Source organism: Agrobacterium sp. 10T429, assembly GCF_056393925.1.
In genome coordinates this window covers 472481-497608 of record NZ_JBFTGV010000002.1, presented here as the reverse complement: position 1 = coordinate 497608, position 25128 = coordinate 472481, and the positions used below count along the sequence as shown (strand labels likewise).

The following is a 25128-nucleotide window of genomic DNA, read 5'->3' as shown; positions in this document are numbered from 1 at the left end:
GATGGAGAGAGATTCGCCGGCACGAGGCGGATTCGCCCATTTTCATGAATGTGGTGCTGGCTAGCCAGCGATTGGGAGAAATGCATGCGGAAACCCGCCGCCGAGAAAGCCGTTGCCGAAGACGCAGCGGGAATGGTGGTAGCCGATCGCAGGATGTCTTTCGCTCTGCCGGGGCTGGTGCTTGCCGGTGTCGCCCTTGTTTGCGCCATGCTGACACTTTTCGTGCTTCTGGGCGTAACACCGATTGCGCCGACATCGAATGTCGTCATCGCCTCGGTCGTCATCAATTCGGTCTTTGTGATCGGACTGATCTTTCTCATCGGTCGGGAAATCAACCGCCTGCTGAAAGCGCGGAAAAAGGGCAGGGCGGCGGCACGATTGCATGTGCGCATCGTCGTGCTGTTTTCCATCGTTGCGATTACACCGGCCGTTCTCGTCGCCATCTTCGCCAGTCTGACGCTGAATGTCGGTCTCGACCGCTGGTTTGCGCTACGTACCCAGTCGATCGTCGATTCCTCCAGCAATATTGCCCAGGCCTATATGATGGAGAATGCCGGTTATCTTCAGGGACAGACCCTGTCGATGGCCACCGACCTCGACCGCAATCGCGCGCTCTTTTATCTCGACCGCACCGGCTTCGTCGATCTCATGACCCGTCAGGCCAAGGGCCGTGGTCTTCTCGGCGCATTCCTGGTGCAGGAAGACGGCGACGCCGTCGCGCAAGCCGATATCAAGACGGAAAAGCCGCTTCCGGCCATTCCGCACGATGCGCTTGAAAAGGCCGCCGCTGGTCAGCCAACCCTTATTCCGCCTGGCATCACCAATCTCGTCGGCGCCATCATCAAGCTCGAGGGCATCAGCGGTACGTTTCTTTATACCGTGCGTGCCGTCGATCCCAAGGTAATGGGCGCGATGCGGCTGATGGAAGAGAACCGCGCCGAATACAAGGCGATGGAGGCCGGCCGTGCGCCGTTGCAGATTGCGTTTGCAATCCTTTATCTCGGTTTCGCGCTGATCGTGCTTCTGGCGGCGATCTGGACCGCGATTGCGGTGGCCGACCGTATCGTGCGTCCTATCCGTCTCCTCATCAGCGCCGCAGACAGTGTAGCCACCGGGAACATGCATGTGCTGGTTCCCGTTCGCGCCATCGATGGCGACGTTGGCCGCCTGTCGCGCACCTTCAACAAGATGGTCTCGGAACTGCGCAGCCAACAGGAACAGATCATTGAAGCGAAAGACGACATCGATGATCGCCGCCGCTTCATCGAGGCCGTATTGTCGGGCGTTACCGCCGCCGTTATCGGCATTGATGAAAACCGCAGGATCACCATCGTCAATCCTTCGGCTGAAGAATTCGTGGCGCTTTCCTCCGACCAGCTGATCGGCGCGCAACTATCTGATATCGCGCCTGAAATCGAAGAGGTCGTGACCGAGGCCAACACCTGGTCGCGCGGCAATTTCCGCAAGCAGATCAACATCATGCGGCGCGGCACCGAACGGACGCTCAATGTGCAGGTGACCCGTGAGGATGCACGCGACAGCCGCGACAGCTACGTCATCACGCTCGACGATATCACCGATCTCGTCATTGCCCAGCGCTCGACCGCCTGGTCCGACGTCGCGCGGCGTATTGCGCATGAGATCAAGAATCCTCTGACACCTATCCAGCTTTCCGCCGAGCGCATCAAACGCCGCTTCGGCAAGCAGATCGACGAGAACGATCGCGCCATCTTTGACCAGTGTACGGACACCATCGTCCGGCAGGTTGGTGACATCGGCCGGATGGTGGATGAATTCTCGGCCTTTGCGCGCATGCCGAAGCCCACGAAGGAAAAGTCGGACCTGCGTTCGATCTTGAAGGACGCGGCATTCCTGCGCGAAATAAGCGCCGCAGACACGAAATTCTCCACGGAATTTGGCGATGTCCCGCTGGAGGGCATGTTCGATGCCCGCATGCTGGGACAGGCGTTCGGCAATCTCATCAAGAATGCAACGGAAGCGATCGAGGCGGTGGAAGGCGAAAAGCGGCCAGGTAAAATCCTGGTGCGCGCATCCTTCGACGAGGCCAATTCGCGGTTCGTGGCTGACATCATCGACAATGGCAGAGGCCTGCCCGTCGAGAACCGTCACCGCATTCTCGAACCCTATATGACGATGCGGGACAAGGGCACGGGCCTCGGCCTCGCCATCGTCAAGAAAATCATCGAAGAGCATGGCGGGTATCTGGAACTCCACGATGCCCCGCCGGAGTTCGACCATGGCCACGGTGCCATGATCAGAGTGCTGCTGCCCTATATCGAGGCGGTCGGCGGCAAAAATAACAAGGAAGCAGCATATGGCGTCTGATATTCTGGTCGTGGATGACGAGGCGGACATTCGCGAAATCGTAGCGGGCATTCTTTCCGATGAAGGCCACGAGACGCGCATGGCGTTCGACAGCGACAGCGCGCTGGCCGCCATTTCCGAACGCGTTCCGCGTCTCATCTTTCTCGATATCTGGATGCAGGGGTCGAAGCTCGACGGTCTGGCCCTGCTGGACGAGATCAAGAGCCGCCATCCCGATATCCCTGTTGTGATGATTTCCGGTCACGGCAACATCGAAACCGCCGTCAACGCCATCAAGCGCGGCGCGTTCGATTTCATTGAGAAACCGTTCAAGGCAGACCGCCTGATCCTGATTGCTGAACGCGCGCTGGAGAACTCCAAGCTGAAGCGTGAGGTGCAGGAACTCAAGAAGCGCACTGGCGACGCGGTTGAACTCGTCGGCGCGTCGCTTGCGGTTTCCCAACTTCGCCAGACCATTGACCGCGTGGCGCCCACCAACAGCCGCATCATGATTCTCGGCCCCTCCGGTTCCGGTAAGGAGCTGGTGGCGCGCATGGTGCACAAGAAATCCTCGCGTGCCACAGGACCTTTCGTTGCGCTGAACGCTGCGACCATCACGCCGGACCGCATGGAAATCGCCTTGTTCGGCACGGAAGGCCTGCCCGGGCAGCCGCGCAAGGTGGGCGCTCTGGAAGAGGCCCATCGCGGTGTTCTCTATCTCGATGAAGTCGGCGAGATGCCGCGCGAAACCCAGAACAAGATCCTGCGCGTGCTGGTCGATCAGCAGTTCGAGCGCGTTGGTGGCGGCAAGCGGGTAAAGGTGGATGTGCGCATCATCTCCTCAACCGCCCATCACCTCGAAAGCCTGATCGCCGAAGGCCAGTTCCGCGAAGATCTCTACCATCGCCTCGCCGTGGTGCCGGTGAAGGTACCGGCGCTGTCCGAGCGGCGTGAGGATATTCCTTTCCTCGTCGACATGTTCATGCGGCAGATTTCCGAACAGGCCGGCATCCGCCCGCGCAAGATCGGCGATGACGCCATGGCCGTTCTCCAGACGCATGACTGGCCGGGTAACATTCGCCAGCTCCGCAACAATATCGAGCGGCTGATGATTCTGGCACGGCCCGAAGGCGGTGAGGCACCAATCTCGGCAGACATGTTGCCGGCGGATATTGGCGACATGCTGCCGAAGATTTCGGCGCAAGGCGATCAGCACATCATGACGCTGCCGCTGCGCGAAGCACGTGAAATGTTCGAGCGGGACTATCTGGTCGCCCAGATCAACCGCTTCGGCGGCAATATTTCACGAACGGCGGAATTTGTCGGCATGGAAAGATCGGCACTGCATCGCAAACTGAAATCTCTCGGCGTATAAGACACGAAGGCCCAAGTCGTCGTAATCGATTATTCCGTCAGAGAGACAGCATGAAAGTCATCATTTGCGGCGCAGGGCAGGTGGGTTACGGCATTGCCGAACAACTGTCGCGCGAGGATAATGAGGTATCGGTCATCGATACCTCCGCGACCCTCATTACCGCCATTACAGAGACGCTGGATGTGCGCGGTTATGTCGGCCATGGCGCCCATCCCGACATGCTGGCAAAGGCCGGTGCGGACCAGGCCGACATGATCATCGCCGTGACCCTGCATGACGAGATCAATATCGTCGCCTGCGAGGTCGCGCATGCGCTGTTCAGCGTTCCGACCAAGATCGCCCGCATCCGCGACCAAAGCTATCTGAAACCGGAATATGCCGATCTGTTCAGCCGCGAAAACATGTCGATCGACGTGACGATTTCGCCTGAAGTCGAAGTCGGCAAGATGGTACTCAGGCGCATCGCCTTTCCGGGTGCCACCGATGTCGTGCGTTTCGCCGACGACACGGTCTTCATGCTGGCAATCGAGTGCATGGAGGACTGCCCGGTCATCAACACGCCGCTGCAGCAGCTTTCCAACCTCTTTCCGGACCTTATCGCAACCGTGGTAGGTGTCTACCGGAACGGCATCCTCAAGGTCGCGCACTCCTCCGAGCAGCTGCGCGTCGGCGACCTCGCTTATGTCATCTGTCAACGCCAGCACGCACGCCGCACCCTTGGCCTCTTCGGCCATGAGGAGCAGGAGGCCCAGCGCATCGTGATTGCGGGCGCCGGCAATATTGGCCACTTCGTCGCGCAGAAGATCGAGGAGTTGCAGCCTAAGACGCGGGTAAAGATCATCGAGGCGGATCGCGACAGGGCTATTGCCGCATCGGAACAGTTCAGCAACACCATTGTCATGCATGGTTCGGCGCTGGACCAGAAGATTTTGCTGCAGGCCGATATTCAGGATGCGGATCTGATCGTGACGCTCACCAACAGCGATCAAACCAATATACTGGCGGCGGTGATGGCCAAGCAGCTTGGCTGCAAATCCAACCTTGCATTGTTGAACAGCTCGTCCTTTCACGAGGTTGCGGATTCACTCGGTCTCGACGCCTATATCAATCCCCGGGCCGTTACCATTTCGCGCGTTCTCCAGCATGTGCGCAAGGGCCGTATCCGGTCGGTTTATGCCGTTCAGCGCGGCTCGGCGGAGGTAATCGAGGCAGAGGCGCTGGAGACTTCGCCGCTGGTGGGCCAGTCCTTCCGTGACATCGATATGCCTGATGGCGTGCGCATCGGCGCGATCTATCGCGACGGTGTGGTGATCCGCCCGGACGGCAGCACGAAGATCAAGGCGAAGGACCGCGTCGTGCTGTTTGCATCTGCCGATGCGGTGCGCGACGTGGAACAGCTTTTCCGGGTTTCGATACAATATTTCTGACTGTTTCGAATCGAAAAAGCAGGTCAATACTCGTACTCATTCGGCTGTTTTCGCCGTTGCGGAACAGGACACGATTTGATACCAGAGTTGCAGGTCGGCCAAGCGGGGGACTAGACTCGGCCGGCTTATTATTGATTGATTATTTTCCGGTATCCCTGCCGGCAAAAAAGAAAGAAGCGGCGCCATGGCGGAACGTTCTCAAAACCTTCAGGATCTTTTCCTCAATACCGTTCGTAAGCAAAAGATTTCGCTCACGATTTTCCTGATCAACGGCGTCAAGCTGACGGGCGTTGTCACCTCCTTCGATAATTTCTGCGTGCTTCTGCGCCGTGACGGTCACTCGCAGCTTGTTTACAAGCATGCGATCTCCACCATTATGCCCGGCCAGCCGATGCAGATGTTCGAGAGCGAAGAAGGCGCAGCCTGATCAGGCTCCCTCAACGGTATCTTCGATATAAGCTGACCTGAACCGGGAACATTTCCGGTTCAATCAGGTTAATCCAGATAGTCGTCCGCACGGATGCGGTCGGCTGCAATGTCATTTCTTGATAAGGCTGAACCCATTACGACGCGCGACACCTCGAACGAATCGATCATTCCCGAACAGGAAAAGCACCGCGACGACATGCGTGCGGTGGTCATCGTGCCTGTCCTCAAGCAGCAGCGCGAAAGCCGTGATGCGGTGGCGGGTCCGGTTTCTCCTGTACGGTCTGTTGAGGCCAAGCTTGAGGAAGCAAAGGGGCTGGCGCTCGCCATTGATCTTGAGGTGACGCAAGGTCTTGTCGTGCCGGTCAACCAGCCGCGTCCGGCGACTTTGTTTGGAACCGGCAAGATCGAGGAAATCGGCCATCTTCTGGATGAAACCAATTCCGGTCTGGTGATCGTCGATCATCCTTTGACCCCGGTGCAGCAGCGCAATCTTGAAAAGCAGTGGAATGCCAAGGTCATCGACAGGACGGGCCTGATCCTCGAAATCTTCGGCCGCCGTGCCTCCACCAAGGAAGGCACGTTGCAGGTCGATCTTGCGCATCTGAACTATCAGAAGGGCCGCCTCGTCAGAAGCTGGACACACCTTGAACGCCAGCGCGGTGGCGCGGGCTTCATGGGCGGTCCGGGTGAAACGCAGATCGAGGCCGACCGTCGGCTGCTGCAGGATCGCATCGTCAAGCTCGAGCGCGAGCTGGAGCAGGTGGTGCGCACCCGCCAGCTTCACCGCGCCAAGCGCCGCAAGGTGCCGCATCCGATCGTGGCACTGGTCGGTTATACCAATGCCGGCAAGTCCACCCTGTTCAATCGTATTACCGGCGCTGGCGTTCTGGCGGAAGACATGCTGTTCGCGACGCTCGATCCAACCTTGCGCCGCATGAAGCTGCCGCATGGCCGCACGGTTATCCTTTCCGATACCGTCGGTTTCATCTCCGATCTGCCGACACATCTCGTCGCCGCTTTCCGCGCAACGCTGGAAGAGGTGCTGGAAGCCGATCTTATTTTGCACGTGCGCGACATGTCCGATCCGGATAATGCCGCCCAGTCGGCCGATGTGCTGCGCATTCTTGGCGATCTCGGCATCGACGAAAAGGAAGCCGAAAAGCGCATCATCGAGGTTTGGAACAAGGTCGATCGTCTCGAACCAGAAGCGCATGACGCCATCATTGAACGTGCCGAGGGCCGCTCCGATATTCGCGCCGTTTCGGCGGTCACGGGCGAGGGCGTCGATGCCCTGATGGACGAGATTTCCGGCCGCCTGTCAGGTGTCCTGACGGAAACGACTGTCGTCCTCTCCGTCGAGCAATTGCCGCTGATCTCATGGGTCTACAGCAACTCCATCGTGGATAGCCGCGAAGACAATGAGGACGGTTCGGTTTCGCTTGATGTGCGCCTGTCGGAAGCGCAGGCCACCGAGCTGGAACGCAAGCTTGGAAAGGCAACCATCCGCGAGCGGGAAGACTGGGAGCAGTGAGCGCTCCGAGAACGATTGCGGTATGTTCCCTTATACTCAACGTCATCCTTGGGCTTGTCCCAAGGATCTAAAAACCCAGATACAATCAGGGCATAGCAGATGCTCGGGGCAGGCCGGAGCGTGACGCAGGAGAGGTTCTAGGTTTTCGTCACCACTGTCGAAAGCACCGGGCACTCTGAATTTTTCGGCATATCCGGGTGATCAGGACGAAACCATATCCAGCGAGCGTTCTATGCGTTTTGCCGCCTGCCACAGGTCTTCCATTCTCTCAAGGCTCGCTTCCTGAAGCGTTTCGCCATTTTCGGTGAGCGACGTCTCGATGTGATTGAAACGCCTGCGGAATTTCGTATTGGTGCCGCGCAGCGCGTCCTCCGGATCGGCTTTGACATGGCGGCCGATATTGACCAGCGCGAAGATGAGATCGCCAAGTTCATCAGAGACCTTCTCCGGCTTTCCCTCCGCCAGCGCCTCACGCAGTTCGGCGATTTCCTCCTCGATCTTGTCGAGAATGGGGGCTGGATCCGACCAATCGAAACCGACACGCGCAGCCTGTTCCTGCAACTTCAGAGCCTCGGTCAGAGCCGGCTGGCTACGCTGCACACCGCCTAAAAAGCCAGCCTTGAAATCCTCGGTGATGCCGCGGCGGGCGCGGCGTTCCGCACGCTCGCGCTTTTCCTCGGCCTTGATCTGGTCCCATTGCAGCTTGACGCTGTCAGGCGTATTGGCGGCGGAAACGGCAAAGACGTGCGGATGGCGGCGGATCATTTTGGACGTCACGGCCTCAACCACGTCGCCAAAGGCGAATTCGCCCCGTTCCTCGGCGATGCGGGCATGGAAAACCACCTGCAGCAACAGGTCGCCCAGTTCTTCGCAAAGATCATCCATATCCTTGCGCTCGATGGCGTCGGCAACCTCATAAGCCTCTTCGATGGTGTAAGGCTTGATCGTCTCGAAGGTCTGGACGACATCCCAGGGGCAGCCGGTTTCCGGCTGGCGCAGGGCTTCCATGATCTCGATCAGGCGGGAAATATCCTTCGAGGCTTCCATAGTCTTTCAAACCTTCGTTCTTTATTTTCATACATATCCAGGCGGACAACCGTCTAGAAATGCTCTAGTTCAGCGGAATATCGTTGCCGCTCTTCGATGACTGATAGCTGGTGGAAAGCTCGTCATAGGCAGCCTTGATGCGGGCCGTCTGCGCCTTCAGCTCGGTCTTCAGCGGATCGTCTTCGCTCTCCACCAGATCCGCAATGAAGAAAGAGTTCCAGAAGGCGTTGCTGCGGCGATACCCGCCCGGCTCCAGCCCGAAAACTTCCTTGAGGATTTTCAGGTCGTGCGGAATGGCGAAAGCGTCGCGCGAATCCTCGTGGCTGAAAAAGGAGTAGAAATTGTCGAAGCCGGCCCAGGTGATGGCGGACATGCACATGGTGCAGGGTTCATGGGTGGAAAGGAAAATCAATTCCTTGGTGTTCGGCTTCTCACCCAGCTCGTAAAACCGCTTCAGCGCGTGCACTTCGCCATGCCAGAGCGGGTTTTCCAGCTCGTTATTCGTCTCCGCGATCACCAGCGACAGGTCGGATTTACGCAGGATCGCCGCACCGAAAACCTTGTTGCCGAGGCTGACGCCGCGCGTCGTCAGGGGCAGGATATCGTGTTCGATAACATCGAGAAGACGGGCGGCGATGGTCGAGCTGGTCAAGGGTCTGATCCTTCGTACCGCCTCAGGGGGAAGCGGTTTTGCATGGAGATATCGACGAAAATAGTCCCTTCTTGTTCGGCGCGAGGGCCTGGTTTGTCAAGGGATTCTCATGGGATTTCGAGGCGTTCGACAGGGTTGATAAAGGTGCGCCGGTTAGTTTTCCTCAAAAACAGGGGTGTTCGAGAAATAAAAATCCAGGTGCCGGAAAGGCTTGAATTTCTGTTTCTTCAATCTTGCGCCGCAATGCGGGATAAATGCCCGATGCACAACGAACATGATTTTTCCGCTACTGGCGATCGCCTTTCGACCTTCCCCGCGTTCTTCCGGGTTGAGGGACGGCAGGTCGCTGTTTTCGGCAATGGCGACGAGGCCTTTGCGAAGGTAAGGCTGCTTGCCAATACCAATGCACATGTCATTGCTTATGCCGACGAGCCCGAAGCGGATTTTGCGCGCTATATCAGCGAAAACGGCATCGATCATCGGGCCTTGAGTTTCGCAAGCCCGCTGATTGAAGGCGCGACGCTGGTTTTTGCCGCCACTGGAGACGAGGCACTGGACCGTGAGATCGTTTTGGCTGCGCGCGCCAAGAAAATCCCCGCCAATGCGGTGGATCAGCCGGAGTTCTGCGATTTCTTCACGCCCGCACTCGTCGCCCGCGCACCCGTCGCCATAGCCATTGGCACCGAAGGCGCCGGCCCGGTTCTTGCCCAGATGATCCGCGCGCGTATCGATCAGATGCTGTCTCCGTCGCTGGGCAAGCTTGCGCGTCTCGCCGTGCAATATCGTCACGCCGCCGAGCAGAATGTTCCCAAGGGCGCGTTGCGGCGCAATTTCTGGCGCCGGTTCTTTTCCGGTGCTGTCGCAGATGCCGTCGCTCTCGGCGATACATCATCCGCCCGCCATGCCGCTGACCGTTTGCTGCAATCGCCCGAGCGCAGCGAAGGCCGCGTCTGGCTTGTGGGCGCTGGTCCCGGTGCTGAAGATTTGCTGACGCTGCGCGCGCAGCGCGTGCTGATGGAAGCGGATGTGATCGTCTATGATGCGCTAGTGCCGCAGGCAATCGTTGACATGGGGCGCCGCGACGCCGAGCGGCTGTCCGTCGGCAAACGCAAGGGGTGCCACAGCAAGTCGCAGGATGAGATCAACCGCCTGCTGGTGCGTCTTGGTAAAGACGGCAAGCGCGTCGTGCGCCTCAAATCCGGTGATCCGCTGGTCTACGGCCGGGCGGGAGAGGAAATGGCGGCGCTGCGCGATGCCGGTATAGGTTACGAGATCGTTCCGGGCATCACCTCCGCCTTCGCCGCTGCTGCGGATTTCGAATTGCCCTTGACGCTGCGCGGTGTCGCTTCGTCGCTGATTTTCACCACCGGCCACGATCTGACCGGCGATGTCCTGCCGGACTGGGCGCGGCTTGCCGTATCTGGTGCTACCATTGCTGTCTATATGGGCCGCAGCGTTGCCGCGTCGGTCGCGACGAGGCTGATAGAGGCAGGTCTGGGCGTGGAAACGACCGTAGCCGTCATCGAAAATGCCAGCCGCGCGGATCGCCGCCTGCTGCATGGCACTTTGAACGATCTGCCCGACCTCGAACATCGCGACGAACTGACCGGTCCGGTCATGGTCATCATCGGCGATGCGGTGGCGGGCGCCAATTTTGACAGGTCCGAGGCGCTCGCGCTTGTTGCGCGGCCAGCGAACCTTAAAAGGGAGTATGCAAATGGCTGACAAGGTTTTGACCGCCAACCGCCTGGGCGATGGGATCGCTGTATGGCTCGATGCCAATGGCGAATGGACGGAGAACCTGCAGGACGCAATCGTCGCCCGCCACGCAGAGGCCGTCGCTTCGTTCGAGGAAATCGGCAAGCGGGATTTTTCCGCCAACAAGGTCGTTGACGTGAATGTCATCGACGTGGTGGAGGAGAATGGCAAGCTTTGGCCGACGCGGCTTCGTGAGCGCATTCGCGCCGCTGGCCCGACCATGCACTATGCCAACGGCTTCAAGCCGGCCGATGCAGCATTCATCGCAGTCTGAGGAAGAATATGTACCGTTACGACGAGTTCGATCACGCATTTGTTGAAGGCCGCGTGGCACAGTTTCGCGATCAGGTCGAGCGCCGGTTGTCCGGCGAGCTTGCTGAGGACGCGTTCAAGCCGCTGCGCCTTATGAACGGTGTCTATCTCCAGCTCCATGCCTATATGCTGCGCGTCGCCATTCCCTACGGCACGCTGAATTCGCAGCAGATGCGGATGCTGGCCCATATCGCCCGCAAATATGACCGGGGTTACGGCCACTTCACCACCCGCCAGAACATTCAGTACAACTGGCCGCGCCTGTCCGACACGCCCGATATCCTCTCCGAACTGGCAAGCGTGGAAATGCATGCGCTGCAGACCTCGGGTAACTGCATTCGCAACGTGACCGCCGACCATTTCGCGGGCGCCGCCGCAGACGAGGTCGCCGATCCGCGTCCTTATGCGGAAATCCTGCGTCAATGGTCTTCCGTGCATCCGGAGTTCTCGTTCCTGCCGCGCAAGTTCAAGATCGCTGTAACGGGTGCCGAGCGCGACCGCGCCGCGATTCAGGTTCACGATATCGGCCTGCATCTGAAAAAGAACGACAAGGGCGAGATCGGTTTTGCCGTCTATGTCGGCGGCGGGCAGGGCCGTACGCCGATGATCGCCAAGAAGATCCGCGACTTCCTGCCGGAAGAAGACCTGCTGTCCTATACCACGGCCGTCATGCGCGTTTACAACCTGCACGGCCGCCGCGACAACAAGTACAAGGCGCGTATCAAGATCCTCGTGCATGAAACCGGCGCAGAAGAACTGGCCCGCCAGGTCGAGGTCGAATTCGCGCAGCTGAAAAACACGGAATTGAAGCTGCCGGATGCCGATATTGCAGCCATCACCGCCTATTTCGCACCGCCAGCACTTAAGGACCGTCCTGAGGGCTGGGAGAGCCTGGCGCGCTGGAAGCGGGCGGATGAGGGTTTTGCCCGTTTTGTCGAGCAGAACGTCCAGCCGCATAAGCATCCGGACTACGGCATGGTGACGATTTCCCTGAAGCCGATTGGCGGCATTCCCGGCGATGCGACCGACGAGCAGATGGAACTCGTCGCCGATATCGCCGCCGAATACGCGTTTGACGAAATCCGCATCAGCCACGAGCAGAACATTATCCTGCCGCATGTGGCACTGGCCGATCTCGAGCCGGTCTATCGCGCACTTGTAGGAGCCGGACTGGCGACTGCCAATGCCGGGTTGATCACCGATATCATTGCCTGTCCCGGGCTGGACTATTGCGCGCTTGCCAATGCGCGCTCCATTCCGGTGGCGCAGGAAATCTCCACCCGTTTTGGCGCGCCGGAACGTCAGGCGGAAATCGGCGAGCTTAAGATCAAGATTTCCGGCTGCATCAATGCCTGCGGCCACCACCATGTCGGCCATATCGGCCTTCTGGGTGTTGAGAAGAAGGGTGCGGAACTCTACCAGATCACGCTTGGCGGATCGGGTGATGAAAACACGTCGATTGGTGAGATCATTGGCCGTGGTTTCGAGCCGGAAAAAGTGACCGACGCGGTGGAAACTATCGTCGACACCTATCTGGGCTTGCGTCTTTCGAAGGAAGAAACCTTCCTCGAGGCCTATCGCCGCGTCGGACCGCAGCCGTTCAAGGATGCGCTCTACGGTTCCGCCGCTGAAGCCGCCTGAGGAGATTGCCATGACGAAAATCTGGAACCGCGACGGCTTCGTGGAAAACGATCCCTGGGTGATCGAAACGGAAGAAGTGAAGGCAACTGCCGAGCAGAAACCGGTGCTGTCGCTTGCTGATTTCCTTGTCCGTGCGGCCGAAAGCAATGATGTCGGCCTCGGCGTTCTGATTGCGCCTGCCGACGATGTCACCCGGCTCGAGCCCTATCTCGACCGTATCGACCTTGTCGCCGTCAGCTTCCCGGCCTTCAATGACGGGCGTGGTTTCAGCCATGCCTCGTTGCTGCGCAGCCGTCTTGATTTTGCCGGTGAAGTGAGGGCGGTTGGCGATGTTTTGATCGACCAGGTGCCGCTGATGCTGCGCACCGGCTTCACCAGCTTTGCGGTCACGAACGAGACGGCGATCCGCCGCCTGTCCGAAAATCGCCTGCCGGAAATCCCGGTCTATTACCAGCCGACGGCCCTTCCGGCCAACGGTGGAGAGGCCTATAGCTGGCGCCGCCGTGCGGCCCAATGACGCGTTGCGCGGAAATATGAGTTTTAGATGCATATTTTCTGCGCGCATGGCAGTATTGATATTCTCATGCCTTCAAACCGCGGCAAAAATGGTATAATTGCCCGGTCGAAGAATGTCGCTTATCGAATGAATGGACGGAACCTGAAATGAACGCGCCAGCCAAGACGGAAGATTTCGCGATCAAGATACCTGATGGTGTTTACGCCGAGACAGTTTTGTCGGTGGAACACTATACGGATCACCTGTTCCGTTTCCGCATGACGCGTCCGGCCGGCTTCCGTTTCCGTTCCGGCGAATTCGCCATGATCGGCCTGATGGTCGGCGAAAAGCCGATCTACCGCGCCTATTCCATCGCCAGCCCTGCCTGGGACGAGGAACTTGAATTCTTCTCGATCAAGGTTCCGGATGGCCCGTTGACCTCGCATCTTCAGGCGATCAAGCCCGGCGATACCGTGCTTATGCGAAAGAAGCCGACAGGCACTCTGGTTCTGGATGCGCTGACACCAGGCAGACGGCTCTATATGTTCTCGACCGGCACCGGCATCGCACCCTTCGCAAGCCTGATCCGCGATCCCGAGACCTATGAAAAGTTTGAAGAGGTCATCCTCACCCATACCTGCCGCGATGTGGCCGAACTGAAATACGGTTTCGATCTGGTCGAGGAAATCAGGAACCATGAATTCCTGAACGAGATCGTCGGCGACAAGCTCAAGCACTATGCGACTGTCACGCGCGAGGATTATCCCTTCAAGGGCCGCATCACCTCGCTGATTGAGAACGGCAAGCTGTTTGCGGATCTGGGTGTTCCCGCACTCGATCCCTCTATCGATCGCGGCATGATCTGCGGTTCTTCGGCCATGCTGAAGGACACGAAGGAGCTTCTTGAAAAGGCCGGGCTTAACGAAGGTGCGAACAACAAGCCTGCCGAGTTCGTCATCGAGCGCGCTTTCGTCGGATAACAGATATTTGCGCAAGTTGGATGAAGGAGGCCGTGAGGCCTCCTTTTTTATTTGTACGGTTTACTGAGGCAGTGCTTCGTCGGCCTGCTTCGGGGCAATCTCGTTTCGGTAGATGAAGAAGAGAGCGATGGCGATGGCCGATATGCCGCCGCCGACCAAGTGCGAAAGGGCGTAACCGCCTTTGGTTACCAGCCAGCCGGCAACGACGTTGCTGAGGGACGCACCAATGCCTTGCACCATCATGACGCTTGCAAGGCCGACATTGAACCGGCCGGTTCCCTTGAGAATGCGTTCGGCGGCCACAGGCGTCACGATGCCCAGAAGGCCGGCACCGATACCGTCAAGCAACTGTACCGGAAAGATTACCCAGAAATCGGTGAAGGCGGAAGCCAGCAGACCGCGGATCGGCAGGGCCGCAAGCGCGATCAGGAACACCGTCGCAAGACCGAAGCGCCGGATAAGCCACGGCGCCAGGGCCGCAACGAAGATCATGGCAAATTGCGCGACACCGGTAATGATCGCTGTCGTGCGAAATGGTGTCTGCAGTTCGATGGCAAAATTCTGCGCGATAAGCCGCCCCATCGGCGCGTTGCCGAAGTGGAAGATGAGAAGAATGATCGCGAGGAATATCAGACCGCGTTCGTGAAGCAGCACGTTGATGCCTGAAGGCCCCGGTTCGCCCTTGTCCTCGCCAAGGCCCCGCGCCACCTTGTGGTCGATCCTGTCGGGGTCGATGGCGGCGGCGGCAACAAGTGCGCCGGCAGCCGTCAGAAGCATCAGTCCGATGACGCCATGCAGGCCGAAGAAGGAAACGGCAACGTAAGTGGCGAAGAGCGATGCGAAATTGCCGCCATGGTTCCAGAATTCGTTTCTCGATATCTGACGGGAGAACAGGCGTTCACCGACCAGACCAAGCGTCAGTCCGGCCAGAGCCGGTCCCACGACGGCGCCGACAACCGCAGTCATGATCTGGCCGGTCCAGACGATCCACGCATCGGGAAAGATCAGCGTAATCAGCGCGCCGACGGTCACGAGAACGACGGGGATGGCAATCAACGTTCTTTTCCACGTCGTGCCGTCCACCAACGCGCCGCAGAGCGGTGTGGCAAGCAGACCGACGAGGCCGCCGACCGTGGCAATCATCCCCAGAGAAAGCGAAGACCAGCCCTGTGTCGCCAAAAATGCGTCCAGGAACGGCCCTAGCCCGTCGCGAGCATCGGCCAGAAAGAAATTAAGCGCCGCAAGGGCAAAAAGCGTGCGGTCTGACATACCACCGCTGCGAGGCAGACCACCGGAGGGGAGGCTGCCGCGCGGTGCCAAAACGCCGATCGTCGTCATGAAATATGCTCCGAAAAATATGCGGTAGGTGATCAGAAATTGATCGACGCTGGCGAGAAACATCTATGCCTGCATTTGGTTGCATCGGCACGATAGAAACATGAGCCTCTCGAATTTTTTGACAGTTGCTAAATAAACGGGAGGAACGTTTGACGGTGCAAGCGAGTTAGTCTTCGTGAAAAATTGGATACGCGCCATGAAAACGACGGCTATCACGAGTTTATTTTTTGCAGGGCTGCTCGGTGTGCAGCCGGCATTAGCGGACGAACGCGAATTCCTTTCGTCGCTGAAAGGCACATGGGCGGGGAAGGGAACCGTGATCACCCGCATTGGCACGCCACCAATCAACGTCAATTGTACGCTGAATTCCAAAACGGGGACCTCGTCGCTCAATATGTCCGGCACATGCCGTGGCCTTCTGGTGGTCAGGCGCGCAATTGCGGCCGACCTGTCGGAGAAAGGTGGACGTTACAGCGGCGCTTACACCGGACCCTCCGGCCGACCGTCTGCCCTTTCCGGTACGCGGCAGGGAAATGCAATCAATCTGACGGTTCGCTGGAACCGCGACATCAACGGCGACCGCGTCGCAGCCATGACAATCGAAAAAGTCGGGCAAAACGGCCTGCGGCTTCGCACCACCGACAAGGACGGCAGGACCGGCAAGACGGTGGTGACGAGCGATATTCGGCTCGTGCGCTGACCAAACCGTGAGATGAAGACAACGACCGATAAGGCGGCTTAAGCCTCTAGCTGAATTCGAGCAGCAAGGGGCAATGATCCGAGACTTGTGGCTGTCTCACCACATCAAAGTGATCGACCTGCACAACCGGGTTGACCAGCATGTAATCTGCAAAACGGTTTTGTTTGGCATAATGCGAGGTGCGCGTGTCTGTGAAACCACGTGTCGTGACGAGTTCGATGAGATCCAGTTCCTTCAATATCGTGAAGGTGTCGCTCTCAGGCAGAACGTTAAAATCGCCGCAGACGATGATCCGGTCACCATCCTCCGCGATGTCTTTGACGAGTTTCACGAGGCGTTTTGCCTGCATCAGACGGGCGGGAATATCGTGTTTACCGTTGGGGTCACGCAGCCCATGCATATGGGCGATGACGGCTGGCTGGCCGGTCGTGAAGTCGAAAACCCTGACAGCATGGCCCGTGCGCGAACGCGGGTGATCTCCGTACCCATCCGCAGAAAAGCAGCCGTGCACGAAACCTTGAGCCTGCGCAACAATCGCGATGGATTTACGCACGAAAGTCGCCAGCCCCCATTGTGAGGGATATCGTGTCTCCCCGTGCCAGAGGTCACCCTGTGCCGCCGGGCAAAAGATTGCCAGATGATCGGGTAGGGCTTCTTCGACATCGCGAAGGAAGTTCGCCCTTTGTGGCAGGTCCCTACCGTCATCGCGATAGCTCAGCCAGTCCTCTTCGGCTGCCGGTGTATGCACCACTTCCTGCAAACATAGAATGTCGGGATCGGACGCGGAGATATAGGGAACAAGCTCGTCATGGAGCTTTCCGCCCCAACCATTCAGGCAAATCAAACGCATTCAAACTCCATCACCGCTTAAATTGCAGCATCCGGTTTAGCATGGAACGGGTTACGATCAATCGCATGTGACGTGGTCGCCCGGTCTTGGGGCTTGTGTCCGGAACGAAAAAGGCCCGGATCGCTCCGGGCCTTCATAAGTTCGTTCGTACCGATGCCTTTATTCGGCGGCCTCGGCATAAGCCTCCATCGGCGGGCAGGTGCAGATGAGGTTGCGGTCGCCATAGACATTGTCAATGCGGTTTACCGGCGACCAGTATTTGTCAATGCGGAAGGCTCCGGGCGGGAAGCAACCCTGTTCGCGGCTGTAGGGACGATCCCACTCGCCGACGAGATCTTCCACCGTGTGCGGTGCGTTCTTCAGCGGATTGTTGGTCTTGTCCGCACGGCCTTCCTCGATGTCGCGGGCTTCCTCGCGGATCGCCAGCATGGCATCGCAGAAACGGTCGATTTCCGCCTTGGTCTCGGATTCCGTCGGCTCGATCATCAGCGTGCCGGCAACCGGCCAGCTCATGGTCGGCGCATGGAAACCGCAGTCGACGAGACGCTTTGCAACGTCGTCCACCGTCACGCCGCAGCTGTCTGCCAGCGGGCGGGTGTCGATGATGCACTCATGCGCCACTCGTCCCGTTTCGGACTTGTAGAGCACGTCGTAAGCGCCCTTCAGCCGTTCGGCGATGTAGTTGGCGTTGAGGATCGCAACCTTGGTCGCCTGCGTCAGCCCTTCGCCGCCCATCATCAGGCAATAGCTCCAGGAAATCGGCAGGATCGACGGCGAGCCGAAGGGGGCAGCCGAAACCGCACCTTCACGACCGTCCGTCGTCGGATGGCCGGGAAGATAGGGAGCAAGATGCGCCTTGACGCCGATCGGCCCCATGCCCGGACCGCCGCCGCCATGCGGGATGCAGAAGGTCTTGTGCAGGTTGAGGTGGCTGACGTCGGAACCGATATCGCCGGGACGGGCAAGACCGACCATGGCGTTCATGTTGGCGCCGTCGAGATAGACCTGACCACCGTGTTTATGGGTGATCTCGCAAATCTCGCGAACCGTCTCCTCAAACACGCCATGGGTGGACGGATAGGTGATCATGCAGCACGAGAGGTTTTCCGCATACTGCTCTGCTTTTGCTTGGAAATCGTCGATATCGATGTCGCCATTTTCCCGCACTTTCACCGGCACCACTTTCATGCCGACCATCTGCGCGGAGGCTGGATTGGTGCCATGCGCCGAGGTTGGAATGAGGCAAACGTCGCGATGTGCGCCGCCATTGGCGATGTGGTAGTTGCGGATGGTCAGGAGCCCCGCATATTCCCCTTGCGCGCCGGAATTCGGCTGCATGGAGAAGGCGTCGTAACCGGTGACAGAGCACAGCTTTTCCGAGAGGTCATCGATCATCTCCTTGTAGCCGAGCGCCTGATTGGCCGGCACGAAGGGATGGATGTCGGAAAATTCCGGCCACGTTATGGGCAGCATTTCCGCAGTTGCGTTCAGTTTCATGGTGCAGGAACCGAGCGGGATCATCGAGCGGTCGAGCGCGAGATCACGGTCCGAAAGACGGCGGATGTAACGGGTCATCTCGCTTTCGGCACGGTTCATGTGGAAGATCGGATGCGTCATGTACTGGCTGGTGCGCAGCAGTTCCTTCGGCAGGCGATATTCCAACTCGAAATCCGAGATCGAGAAATTGCCGCCGAAAGCGCGCCAGACCGCCTCAAGCGTCGCGGGACGCGTGCGCTCGTCAAGGCTCATGCCGATCTTGGTCGCGCCGACCTTGCGCAGGTTCACACCTTCCGCAACGGCCGAGCGCAGGATGACGCCCTGCATATGGCCGACTTCGACGGTGATGGTGTCGAAGAAGGTTTCCGGCTCGATGACGTAGCCTAGTTTCTCCAGGCCCTTGGCCATCAAAACGGCTTTCTGGTGGGTCTGCTGGGCAATCGCCTTGATGCCCTGCGGGCCATGGAAAACGCCATACATCGACGCCATGACTGCAAGCAGCACCTGCGCGGTGCAGATGTTGGAGGTAGCCTTCTCGCGGCGGATATGCTGCTCGCGGGTCTGCAGCGACAGACGATAGGCGCGATTGCCGCGCGCATCGACTGAGACGCCGACCAGACGGCCAGGCATGGAGCGCTTATGTGCATCCTTGACGGACATGTAAGCCGCATGCGGACCACCATAGCCGACCGGAACGCCGAAACGCTGCGAGGTGCCGATGGCGATATCCGCACCCATTTCACCGGGTGACTTCAACAGCGTCAGCGCCAGAAGATCGGCGGCAACGGCAGCGATGGCACCCGTCTGGTGCAGGCGGGAAATCAGGCCCGAGAAATCGCTGACATGACCGTGGGTGCCCGGATACTGGAAGATCGCGCCAAACACGTCGACAGGATCGAGATCGGTAAAGGGATTGCCAACGATCACCTTCCAGCCGAGTGGCGCCGCACGTGTCTCGATCAGCGCGATGGTCTGCGGATGGCAATTGGCATCGACGAAGAAGGCGGTCGCCTTGGACTTCGCGACGCGCTGGCACATCGCCATGGCTTCGGCAGCGGCGGTCGCTTCATCAAGCAGCGATGCGTTGGCTACATCGAGGCCGGTCAGATCGCAGACCATCGTCTGGTAGTTCAGCAGCGCCTCAAGGCGGCCTTGGCTGATTTCTGGCTGGTAAGGCGTATAGGCGGTGTACCAGGCCGGGTTTTCCAGAATGTTGCGCTGGATCACCGGCGGCGTGATTGTACCGTAATAGCCCTGGCCGATCAGCGAGGTCAGCACCTGGTTCTTGTTGGCCGTTTCGCGCAGACGGTCGAGCGCCTCGCGTTCGGTCAGCGCTGTACCCCAGGTCAGCGGCACCTTCTGGCGGATTGACGAGGGAACGGTGGCGTCGATCAGGGCATCGAGGCTCTTGTAGCCGATGACCTTCAGCATCTCCGCCATTTCCGACGGCGACGGCCCGATATGACGCCGGTTGGCGAAATCATAGGGCTGATAGTCGGTGAAATGGAATTCCGTGGGCGTCGTCATTACGCGATCAGCTCCTTGTAGGCTGCCTCGTCGAGCAGCGTATCGGCATCCGCGGCGTTGGAGAGCTTCAGCTTGAAGAACCAGCCAGCACCCTGCGGATCGGAATTGACCAGCGAGGGATCGTCGACGATGGCCTGGTTGATTTCCACCACTTCGCCATCCAGCGGACAATAGACATCGGAAGCCGCCTTGACGGATTCAACGGTCGCCGCGTCGCCATTCTTGGAGAAGGTGGCGCCCACTTCCGGCAATTCGACGAAGACGAGGTCGCCAAGCTGTTCAGCGGCGTGGCTGGTAATGCCAACGGTGGCGATATCGCCTTCGAACTTCAGCCATTCGTGTTCTGCGGTAAATTTCAGCATCGTATTCTCTCCGGAGATGGGATGAAGATTATCGTTTGTAGGTAGGCTTGATGAAGGGCAGGGCAGCGACGGTGACGGGCAGATATTTGCCGCGCACTTCCGCAAAGATCGCCGTGCCGGGAGCAGTATAGGCCGCAGGGACGTAACCCATGGCAACGGGACCTTCGACCGACGGACCGAAGCCGCCGGAGGTTACTTCGCCGATTTCCGTCTTGCCTTCGGCATCCGCGAAAAGCTTGGAATGACCGCGCACCGGTGCCTTGCCCTCTGGCTTCAGGCCGACGCGACGGCGCGATGTGCCGTCCTTGAGTTCACCGAGAATACGCTCCGCCCCAGGGAAACCGCCTTCGCGATCACCACCGGCGCGGCGCGCCTTCTGGATCGCCCATTCAAGCGAGGCTTCGATGGGGGACGTCGTTGTATCGATATCGTTGCCGTAGAGACAAAGGCCAGCTTCAAGACGCAGGCTGTCGCGCGCTCCAAGCCCGATCGGCTCGCAATCAGGGTGCTCAAGCAGGGCCTTGGCGATCTCTTCCGCCTTTTCGGCAGGCACGGAGATTTCAAAACCATCCTCGCCGGAATAACCGGAACGGGAAACGATGCAGGGAACGTCGTGCAGCGGAACTTCCAGCACGTCCATGAACTTCATTTCGGAAACACCGGCCCAAAGCTCGGCCAGAACCGCTTCCGCGCGTGGTCCCTGAAGCGCAATCAGCGCACGATCATCGAGAAGGGTAATGTCGCAAGTGTCAGAAAGATGCGCCTTCATATGGGCGACATCGGCGTCCTTGCACGCCGCGTTGACGACGACGAAAAGGTGATCGCCGCGATTGGTGATCATCAGATCATCGAGGATGCAGCCGTTTTCATCGGTGAAGAAACCGTAACGCTGGCGGCCTTCCTTTAGGCCGAGAATGTCAACCGGCACCAGTTTTTCAAGCGCGATTGCAGCGTCGGCATTGTTGCCCGACTTCGCCTTCACGATAACCTGGCCCATGTGGGACACGTCGAAGAGGCCAGCAGAGGTACGGGTCTGAAGATGTTCCTTCAGCACGCCCGCCGGATATTGCACCGGCATGTCGTAACCGGCGAAAGGCACCATGCGGGCGCCAAGGGAAACATGCAGGGAATGGAGCGGCGTGATTTTAAGCTCGGCGGTATCGTCCAAGGACGCCTCCAGGGTTGCGCGAAAGATCGCGCGGGCTCAGGTCATGACGCGAAAAACGCGCCGGGTTCAAGAGCCCCCTCTGTCCTTGTCGCCTGAGATTGTTATCCCTTCGGCGAGCCGTCCTTATGAAAGGTGGCTTCTCTCCAGAGTTCCGTCGTCACCGGTGGTCCTTTTGCCTGAGAGTTTCCGGGGCGGTTGCTCCTTCGGCACCGCAATGAAGCGGTTTCTCCCAACGATGATGCGAGGCTCATTATCTTCGAAGCCCGGTCATTGGCAAGGACGAAATGACGCATCTGAACAGATTTTTGCTCCATCTGCGCCATCGCTGGCTAGATACACGGCGAGTTCCATGCGTGAGGCGTGCCGTCAGTCTGATTTTTTCTCCGGCAGACCCTTGCGCTTTGTCGACGCCAATTCATCAAGTTCCTTTTCTGTCATGGACTTCTCCATGCTTTTTGAAGCACCTTGTAAACTGGATTTCTTGACTTCACCGCGTTTGGCGGCCAGCGCCGCACCCGCGGCTTTCTGCTGGGCTTTCGATTTGGCTGGCATGTCGGTACTCCTTCCGAAACGATCCGTATTGGAGAGGAAATGCCGCCCTGTATCGATTGTTCCTTTGAGCGGTTGGGCCTGCGGCAAATTTCCCCTTTGAAATCGGAAAGAAAGAGGGGTATCGCCAGAAGATGGACGCAAATCGAAAACGACCGCTGACAAGGGTGGAGAAAATGCTTCGCATTTTCTGTGCGCTTTTGATGTTGTCGCTTGGTTTTGCCCACAAGCCCGCGCTCGCCGCGGCACCTGCCGTTCTTCTGGATGAGAGTTACCGGCTGCCGGACGGCACCTTTGCCGAAATCTGCCTAGGCCACAGCGGCGGGGTAAATGCCTCGCACCCCAATGACGGCCCCGCCCATTCAAGCGATGCGATCCTGTTTTGCGAGGCCTGCCTGCTGGCCTCGTCCATTCTCTTGCCGGTGCCCGATGCGGCCGGCTGGCTGAGGACGGAATTCGCCTGGCTCGACAATCGCCTGACCGCGGAATGGGGCTTTCACTCGGTCCAGACGATCCGCAAACCGTCCGCACGCGGCCCACCAACCCTGTCCGCCTGATCTCTTCGTTTCACAGGATCATCGCCGCCGGGTGGCGGCACGGAGCAGCTGCCCGGGCCAATGGCGCCGCAGTCTCAAGGACAAACAAATGAAAACCACCAAGATCATCACCTGCACCCTGTTCGTCGCCTCCGTCTCCACGGCGCAGGCCTTCGCCCATACGACCTTCGTTGACGGTTCGGCCGAACAGGAAAGCACCATCGTTGCCGCACTTCAGGTGCCGCATGGCTGCGATGGCGGACTTGCCACCACAGAAGTGCAGATCAAGCTGCCGGAAGGCTTCATCACTGCCAAGCCGCAGCCCAAGGCCGGTTGGGACCTTGAGGTCATCAAGGGCGACTATCAGAAAGCCTACAAGAACCACGGAAAGGACATCAAAAGCGGCGCGGTCGAAATCCGCTGGAAGGGCGGCAATCTGCCGGATGAATTCTATGACACCTTTGCCGTTCAGGGAAAAATCTCCGGCATAGAGGCCGGGCAGGACCTTCCCTTCAAGGTGACGCAGCTTTGCGGCGACAAAGGCAAGGTTTCCTGGGACGAGGTGGCGGCCGCAGGCGTCGATCCGCATTCGTTGAAAAGCCCGGCGCCGACCATCCGCGTTACCGCAAAAGCCCATGCCGGCGGGCATGATCATTCCGCTATGGCCATGGATATGGATATGGACGTGGTGAAGGCTGGCAGTCTCGAGCTTTCGGCTGGCGCGACAAAGGCGATGCTGCCCGGTCAGCCCGTGGGCGGCGGTTATGTGACGATCAAGAATACCGGTTCCAGCGACGACAAGCTGATCGGCGTCGAATCCTCCGCCGCCGGCCGTGCGGAAATTCACGAAATGGCCATGGTCAACGACGTCATGAAGATGCGCAAGCTGGATGACGGCATCGTCATTCCCGCCGGCGAGACAGTGGAGCTGAAGCCCGGCGGCCTGCACATGATGTTCTTCAACGTGAAGAAGCCGTTCGCCGAAGGCGACAAGGTGCCGGTGACGCTGATCTTTGAAAAGGCTGGCAAGGTCGAGATTGTGCTTTCCGCAGGCTCGGCCAAGGGTGGTGACGACAAGAACGCTCACCAGCACAACTGACGCAAAAAAGAGGCTGCCGGAACGCAATACTCATCCGGCAGCCTCAGCTTGTTCGACCAATATTATTTTGTAACAGTCAGCTTGGCCTGCATACCCGCTTCGTAGTGACCTTTTATGTTGCATAAGAGGAGATATGTGCCGGGCGTAAGCTTTGCCTTGAGCTGACCATCGCCGCCGGGCTTCAGGTCGGCCACTTCGCCAAGACTTTTAAGCTGTTTTTCATCGACACGGTGTTTCGCGGTATTGAGCGGTATTTTTTCGTCTGCAGACTTCAGCTTGACGAGCACCATTTCGTGCTGCTCGCTCATGGCATCGTTATGCACATGAAACACGGCTTCACCGGCTTTGACCGTCGTCTGGTCCATAACGAGTGTCATTGGTCCGCCACCTTCACCGCCTTCGGTGACCTTGATGGTCGTGGCCGCGAAAGCCGGCGCCGAAACAAGGAGCGCGATCGTGGTGGCTGTGACGTGACGGGCAATATAAATCATGATCTTCCTCCAGTTGGTACCGAAGGACTAAAATTTGAATCTGACAACAACCTGAACGGGCGAAATGCGCACCAAAAAACTCATAAATCGATTTAATAAATATGGATATAGAATTGATATTATAAGTTTTTATTGGATTGATTTTCTTCGTAGGCCTGCACGGCCTGATCGAGTGTTGTCTGGGGGGCGTGCCGATGGCTGGCGCTTGTCAGGAAATAGAGGGTCAAGGCCGGCGGCTTGATGGCGGTGAGCAAGGCTCTCAACTGGAAATCGTCTCCCTGTTCGGCCTTGCGCGCCAATTCGTGAATGGCTTCCTCAACCTCGCTTCTGCGCGATACACGCTGCGACGGCTTCACGGCCTCCAGTGCGTAGGCCGCAGTGTTTGCAGAAACGGAAAGAACCTGTGTCATCCAACCTCCGGCCATCCTTCGCCGACCCGTAAAACCGCAGATTAGCACCTGCTTCTTGTTGGAAGCCTAAATCGCGGACGTGCAATTTAATCGAGTTTTAATCGAAAAAAGGTCGGGACGAGGGGGTTTCACCACCCGTGGCTATGTTCTAGAAAACGTCTTCAACAGACCCGTCGGGTATTTCTCCGGAGACATTCCCCAAATGCTGAATATCGCTCTTGTCGCAGCAGGCGGCGCAATCGGTTCGGTTTTCCGCTATCTCGTGGGTCTGTTGAGTGTGCGCCTTGTCGGCATGACTTTCCCTTGGGGAACGCTGGCGGTGAATGTGGTCGGATCCTTTCTCATCGGTTTCCTGGTTGAGCTTGTTGCAAGGCGGCTGAACGCGTCCATGGAAATGCGTCTGTTTCTGGTCACCGGCGTTCTCGGTGGCTTCACCACCTTTTCGTCCTTCTCGCTGGATGCGGTAGCGCTTTTCGAACGTGGCGCGCTCGGCCTTTCAGCGGTTTACATCACGGCAAGCCTGGTGGTTTCCATCGCGGCGGTTTTCGCCGGGCTGGCCTTGGGCCGCAGTTTGTTCTAAAGGCTTGCTCCAAACGGTGCGCCGGATAACAGGGCGCGCGATCAAGAC

Annotated in this window: 24 protein-coding genes and 1 riboswitch; of the genes, 14 read left to right on the top strand and 10 right to left on the bottom strand. The window is 58.6% G+C overall.

The genetic code is table 11. The annotated features are described in order from the left end of the window. Positions 1–84: 84 nt before the first annotated feature. The 5 genes from AC1DCP_RS07440 to hflX all read left to right on the top strand — a co-directional run bounded on the left by AC1DCP_RS07440 (position 85) and on the right by hflX (position 7087). A complete protein-coding gene (locus AC1DCP_RS07440) occupies positions 85–2346 on the top strand; it encodes a sensor histidine kinase NtrY-like (protein ID WP_112152859.1) in 2262 nt (753 codons plus the stop codon). Then, positions 2336–3700, top strand: coding sequence for a nitrogen assimilation response regulator NtrX (ntrX, locus tag AC1DCP_RS07435; RefSeq protein ID WP_003512918.1), 1365 nt, complete (start codon positions 2336–2338; stop codon positions 3698–3700). Before AC1DCP_RS07440 ends, ntrX begins: the two co-directional genes overlap by 11 nt. A 50-nt stretch (positions 3701–3750) precedes the next feature. Next, positions 3751–5127 (top strand): Trk system potassium transporter TrkA, encoded by a 1377-nt coding sequence (gene trkA / locus AC1DCP_RS07430; RefSeq protein ID WP_476774204.1) that lies wholly within the window; start codon positions 3751–3753, stop codon positions 5125–5127. Between the two features lie 184 nt (positions 5128–5311). After that, positions 5312–5554, top strand: a complete 243-nt coding sequence (gene hfq, locus AC1DCP_RS07425) for an RNA chaperone Hfq (protein WP_003496145.1) — start codon at positions 5312–5314, stop codon at positions 5552–5554. Between the two features lie 108 nt (positions 5555–5662). Next, entirely contained in the window at positions 5663–7087 is a 1425-nt protein-coding gene (hflX, locus tag AC1DCP_RS07420) for a GTPase HflX (protein ID WP_019565550.1), read from the top strand. A gap of 201 nt (positions 7088–7288) precedes the next feature. On the opposite strand, the gene mazG is transcribed toward hflX, so the two are convergent. Together mazG and AC1DCP_RS07410 are read right to left on the bottom strand one after the other, a co-directional pair. Next, positions 7289–8134 (bottom strand): nucleoside triphosphate pyrophosphohydrolase, encoded by an 846-nt coding sequence (mazG, locus tag AC1DCP_RS07415; RefSeq protein ID WP_003512925.1) that lies wholly within the window; start codon positions 8132–8134, stop codon positions 7289–7291. A 64-nt stretch (positions 8135–8198) separates the two neighbouring features. After that, positions 8199–8786, bottom strand: coding sequence for a deaminase (locus AC1DCP_RS07410; protein ID WP_003512927.1), 588 nt, complete (start codon positions 8784–8786; stop codon positions 8199–8201). Between the two features lie 261 nt (positions 8787–9047). Here AC1DCP_RS07410 and cysG point away from each other — a divergent pair, with 261 nt between their 5' ends. From cysG to AC1DCP_RS07385, 5 genes are all read left to right on the top strand, one after another. Next, positions 9048–10511, top strand: coding sequence for a siroheme synthase CysG (cysG, locus tag AC1DCP_RS07405; RefSeq protein WP_003512931.1), 1464 nt, complete (start codon positions 9048–9050; stop codon positions 10509–10511). Next, positions 10504–10818, top strand: a complete 315-nt coding sequence (locus AC1DCP_RS07400) for a DUF2849 domain-containing protein (protein WP_003512933.1) — start codon at positions 10504–10506, stop codon at positions 10816–10818. The genes cysG and AC1DCP_RS07400 overlap by 8 nt, the downstream gene beginning before the upstream one ends. A gap of 8 nt (positions 10819–10826) precedes the next feature. After that, positions 10827–12497, top strand: a complete 1671-nt coding sequence (locus AC1DCP_RS07395; protein WP_111795849.1) for a nitrite/sulfite reductase — start codon at positions 10827–10829, stop codon at positions 12495–12497. A 10-nt stretch (positions 12498–12507) separates the two neighbouring features. Beyond that, positions 12508–13014 (top strand): DUF934 domain-containing protein, encoded by a 507-nt coding sequence (locus tag AC1DCP_RS07390; protein ID WP_038492802.1) that lies wholly within the window; start codon positions 12508–12510, stop codon positions 13012–13014. A 146-nt stretch (positions 13015–13160) separates the two neighbouring features. After that, positions 13161–13973, top strand: a complete 813-nt coding sequence (locus AC1DCP_RS07385; RefSeq protein WP_038490916.1) for a ferredoxin--NADP reductase — start codon at positions 13161–13163, stop codon at positions 13971–13973. A gap of 60 nt (positions 13974–14033) precedes the next feature. Here AC1DCP_RS07385 and AC1DCP_RS07380 read toward each other — a convergent pair whose 3' ends face one another. Further along, positions 14034–15374 (bottom strand): MFS transporter, encoded by a 1341-nt coding sequence (locus tag AC1DCP_RS07380; protein WP_029658762.1) that lies wholly within the window; start codon positions 15372–15374, stop codon positions 14034–14036. Between the two features lie 133 nt (positions 15375–15507). Here AC1DCP_RS07380 and AC1DCP_RS07375 point away from each other — a divergent pair, with 133 nt between their 5' ends. Continuing rightward, on the top strand, positions 15508–16011 hold the full coding sequence (locus AC1DCP_RS07375) for a hypothetical protein (protein ID WP_003512942.1): 504 nt from the start codon (positions 15508–15510) through the stop codon (positions 16009–16011). Between the two features lie 46 nt (positions 16012–16057). Here the strand turns inward: AC1DCP_RS07375 and AC1DCP_RS07370 are convergent, their stop codons facing one another. The 5 genes from AC1DCP_RS07370 to AC1DCP_RS07350 all read right to left on the bottom strand — a co-directional run bounded on the left by AC1DCP_RS07370 (position 16058) and on the right by AC1DCP_RS07350 (position 21967). Beyond that, the gene (locus tag AC1DCP_RS07370; protein ID WP_065688276.1) at positions 16058–16861 is read right to left on the bottom strand and encodes an endonuclease/exonuclease/phosphatase family protein; all 804 of its coding nucleotides are present in this window, start codon (positions 16859–16861) and stop codon (positions 16058–16060) included. 159 nt (positions 16862–17020) lie between these two features. Further along, positions 17021–19885, bottom strand: coding sequence for an aminomethyl-transferring glycine dehydrogenase (gcvP, locus tag AC1DCP_RS07365; RefSeq protein ID WP_065688277.1), 2865 nt, complete (start codon positions 19883–19885; stop codon positions 17021–17023). Next, complete coding sequence (gene gcvH, locus AC1DCP_RS07360; RefSeq protein WP_003512948.1) at positions 19885–20247, bottom strand: glycine cleavage system protein GcvH; 363 nt, start codon at positions 20245–20247, stop codon at positions 19885–19887. Before gcvH ends, gcvP begins: the two co-directional genes overlap by 1 nt. A 28-nt stretch (positions 20248–20275) precedes the next feature. Beyond that, a complete protein-coding gene (gene gcvT, locus AC1DCP_RS07355) occupies positions 20276–21415 on the bottom strand; it encodes a glycine cleavage system aminomethyltransferase GcvT (RefSeq protein WP_013636050.1) in 1140 nt (379 codons plus the stop codon). A gap of 154 nt (positions 21416–21569) precedes the next feature. Then, positions 21570–21657: riboswitch (glycine riboswitch) on the bottom strand. 124 nt (positions 21658–21781) lie between these two features. Further along, positions 21782–21967 carry a DUF3008 family protein gene (locus tag AC1DCP_RS07350; RefSeq protein WP_003496099.1) on the bottom strand — a complete coding sequence of 62 codons (186 nt, stop codon included), beginning with the start codon at positions 21965–21967 and terminating at the stop codon, positions 21782–21784. A 173-nt stretch (positions 21968–22140) separates the two neighbouring features. On the opposite strand from AC1DCP_RS07350, the gene AC1DCP_RS07345 reads away from it, so the two are divergent. Together AC1DCP_RS07345 and AC1DCP_RS07340 are read left to right on the top strand one after the other, a co-directional pair. Next, positions 22141–22521: a hypothetical protein gene (locus tag AC1DCP_RS07345; RefSeq protein WP_081308534.1), complete on the top strand. Its 381-nt coding sequence runs from the start codon at positions 22141–22143 to the stop codon at positions 22519–22521. Positions 22522–22609: 88 nt separating this feature from the next. After that, complete coding sequence (locus AC1DCP_RS07340) at positions 22610–23599, top strand: copper chaperone PCu(A)C domain-containing protein (RefSeq protein ID WP_019565561.1); 990 nt, start codon at positions 22610–22612, stop codon at positions 23597–23599. Between the two features lie 62 nt (positions 23600–23661). On the opposite strand, the gene AC1DCP_RS07335 is transcribed toward AC1DCP_RS07340, so the two are convergent. Then, on the bottom strand, positions 23662–24090 hold the full coding sequence (locus AC1DCP_RS07335; protein WP_065688278.1) for a plastocyanin/azurin family copper-binding protein: 429 nt from the start codon (positions 24088–24090) through the stop codon (positions 23662–23664). Positions 24091–24209: 119 nt separating this feature from the next. Then, complete coding sequence (locus AC1DCP_RS07330; RefSeq protein WP_019565563.1) at positions 24210–24500, bottom strand: hypothetical protein; 291 nt, start codon at positions 24498–24500, stop codon at positions 24210–24212. Positions 24501–24702: 202 nt separating this feature from the next. Between AC1DCP_RS07330 and crcB the strand changes: the two genes are divergently transcribed. After that, positions 24703–25080, top strand: coding sequence for a fluoride efflux transporter CrcB (crcB, locus tag AC1DCP_RS07325; RefSeq protein WP_013636055.1), 378 nt, complete (start codon positions 24703–24705; stop codon positions 25078–25080). The last annotated feature ends 48 nt before the right edge of the window (positions 25081–25128 follow it).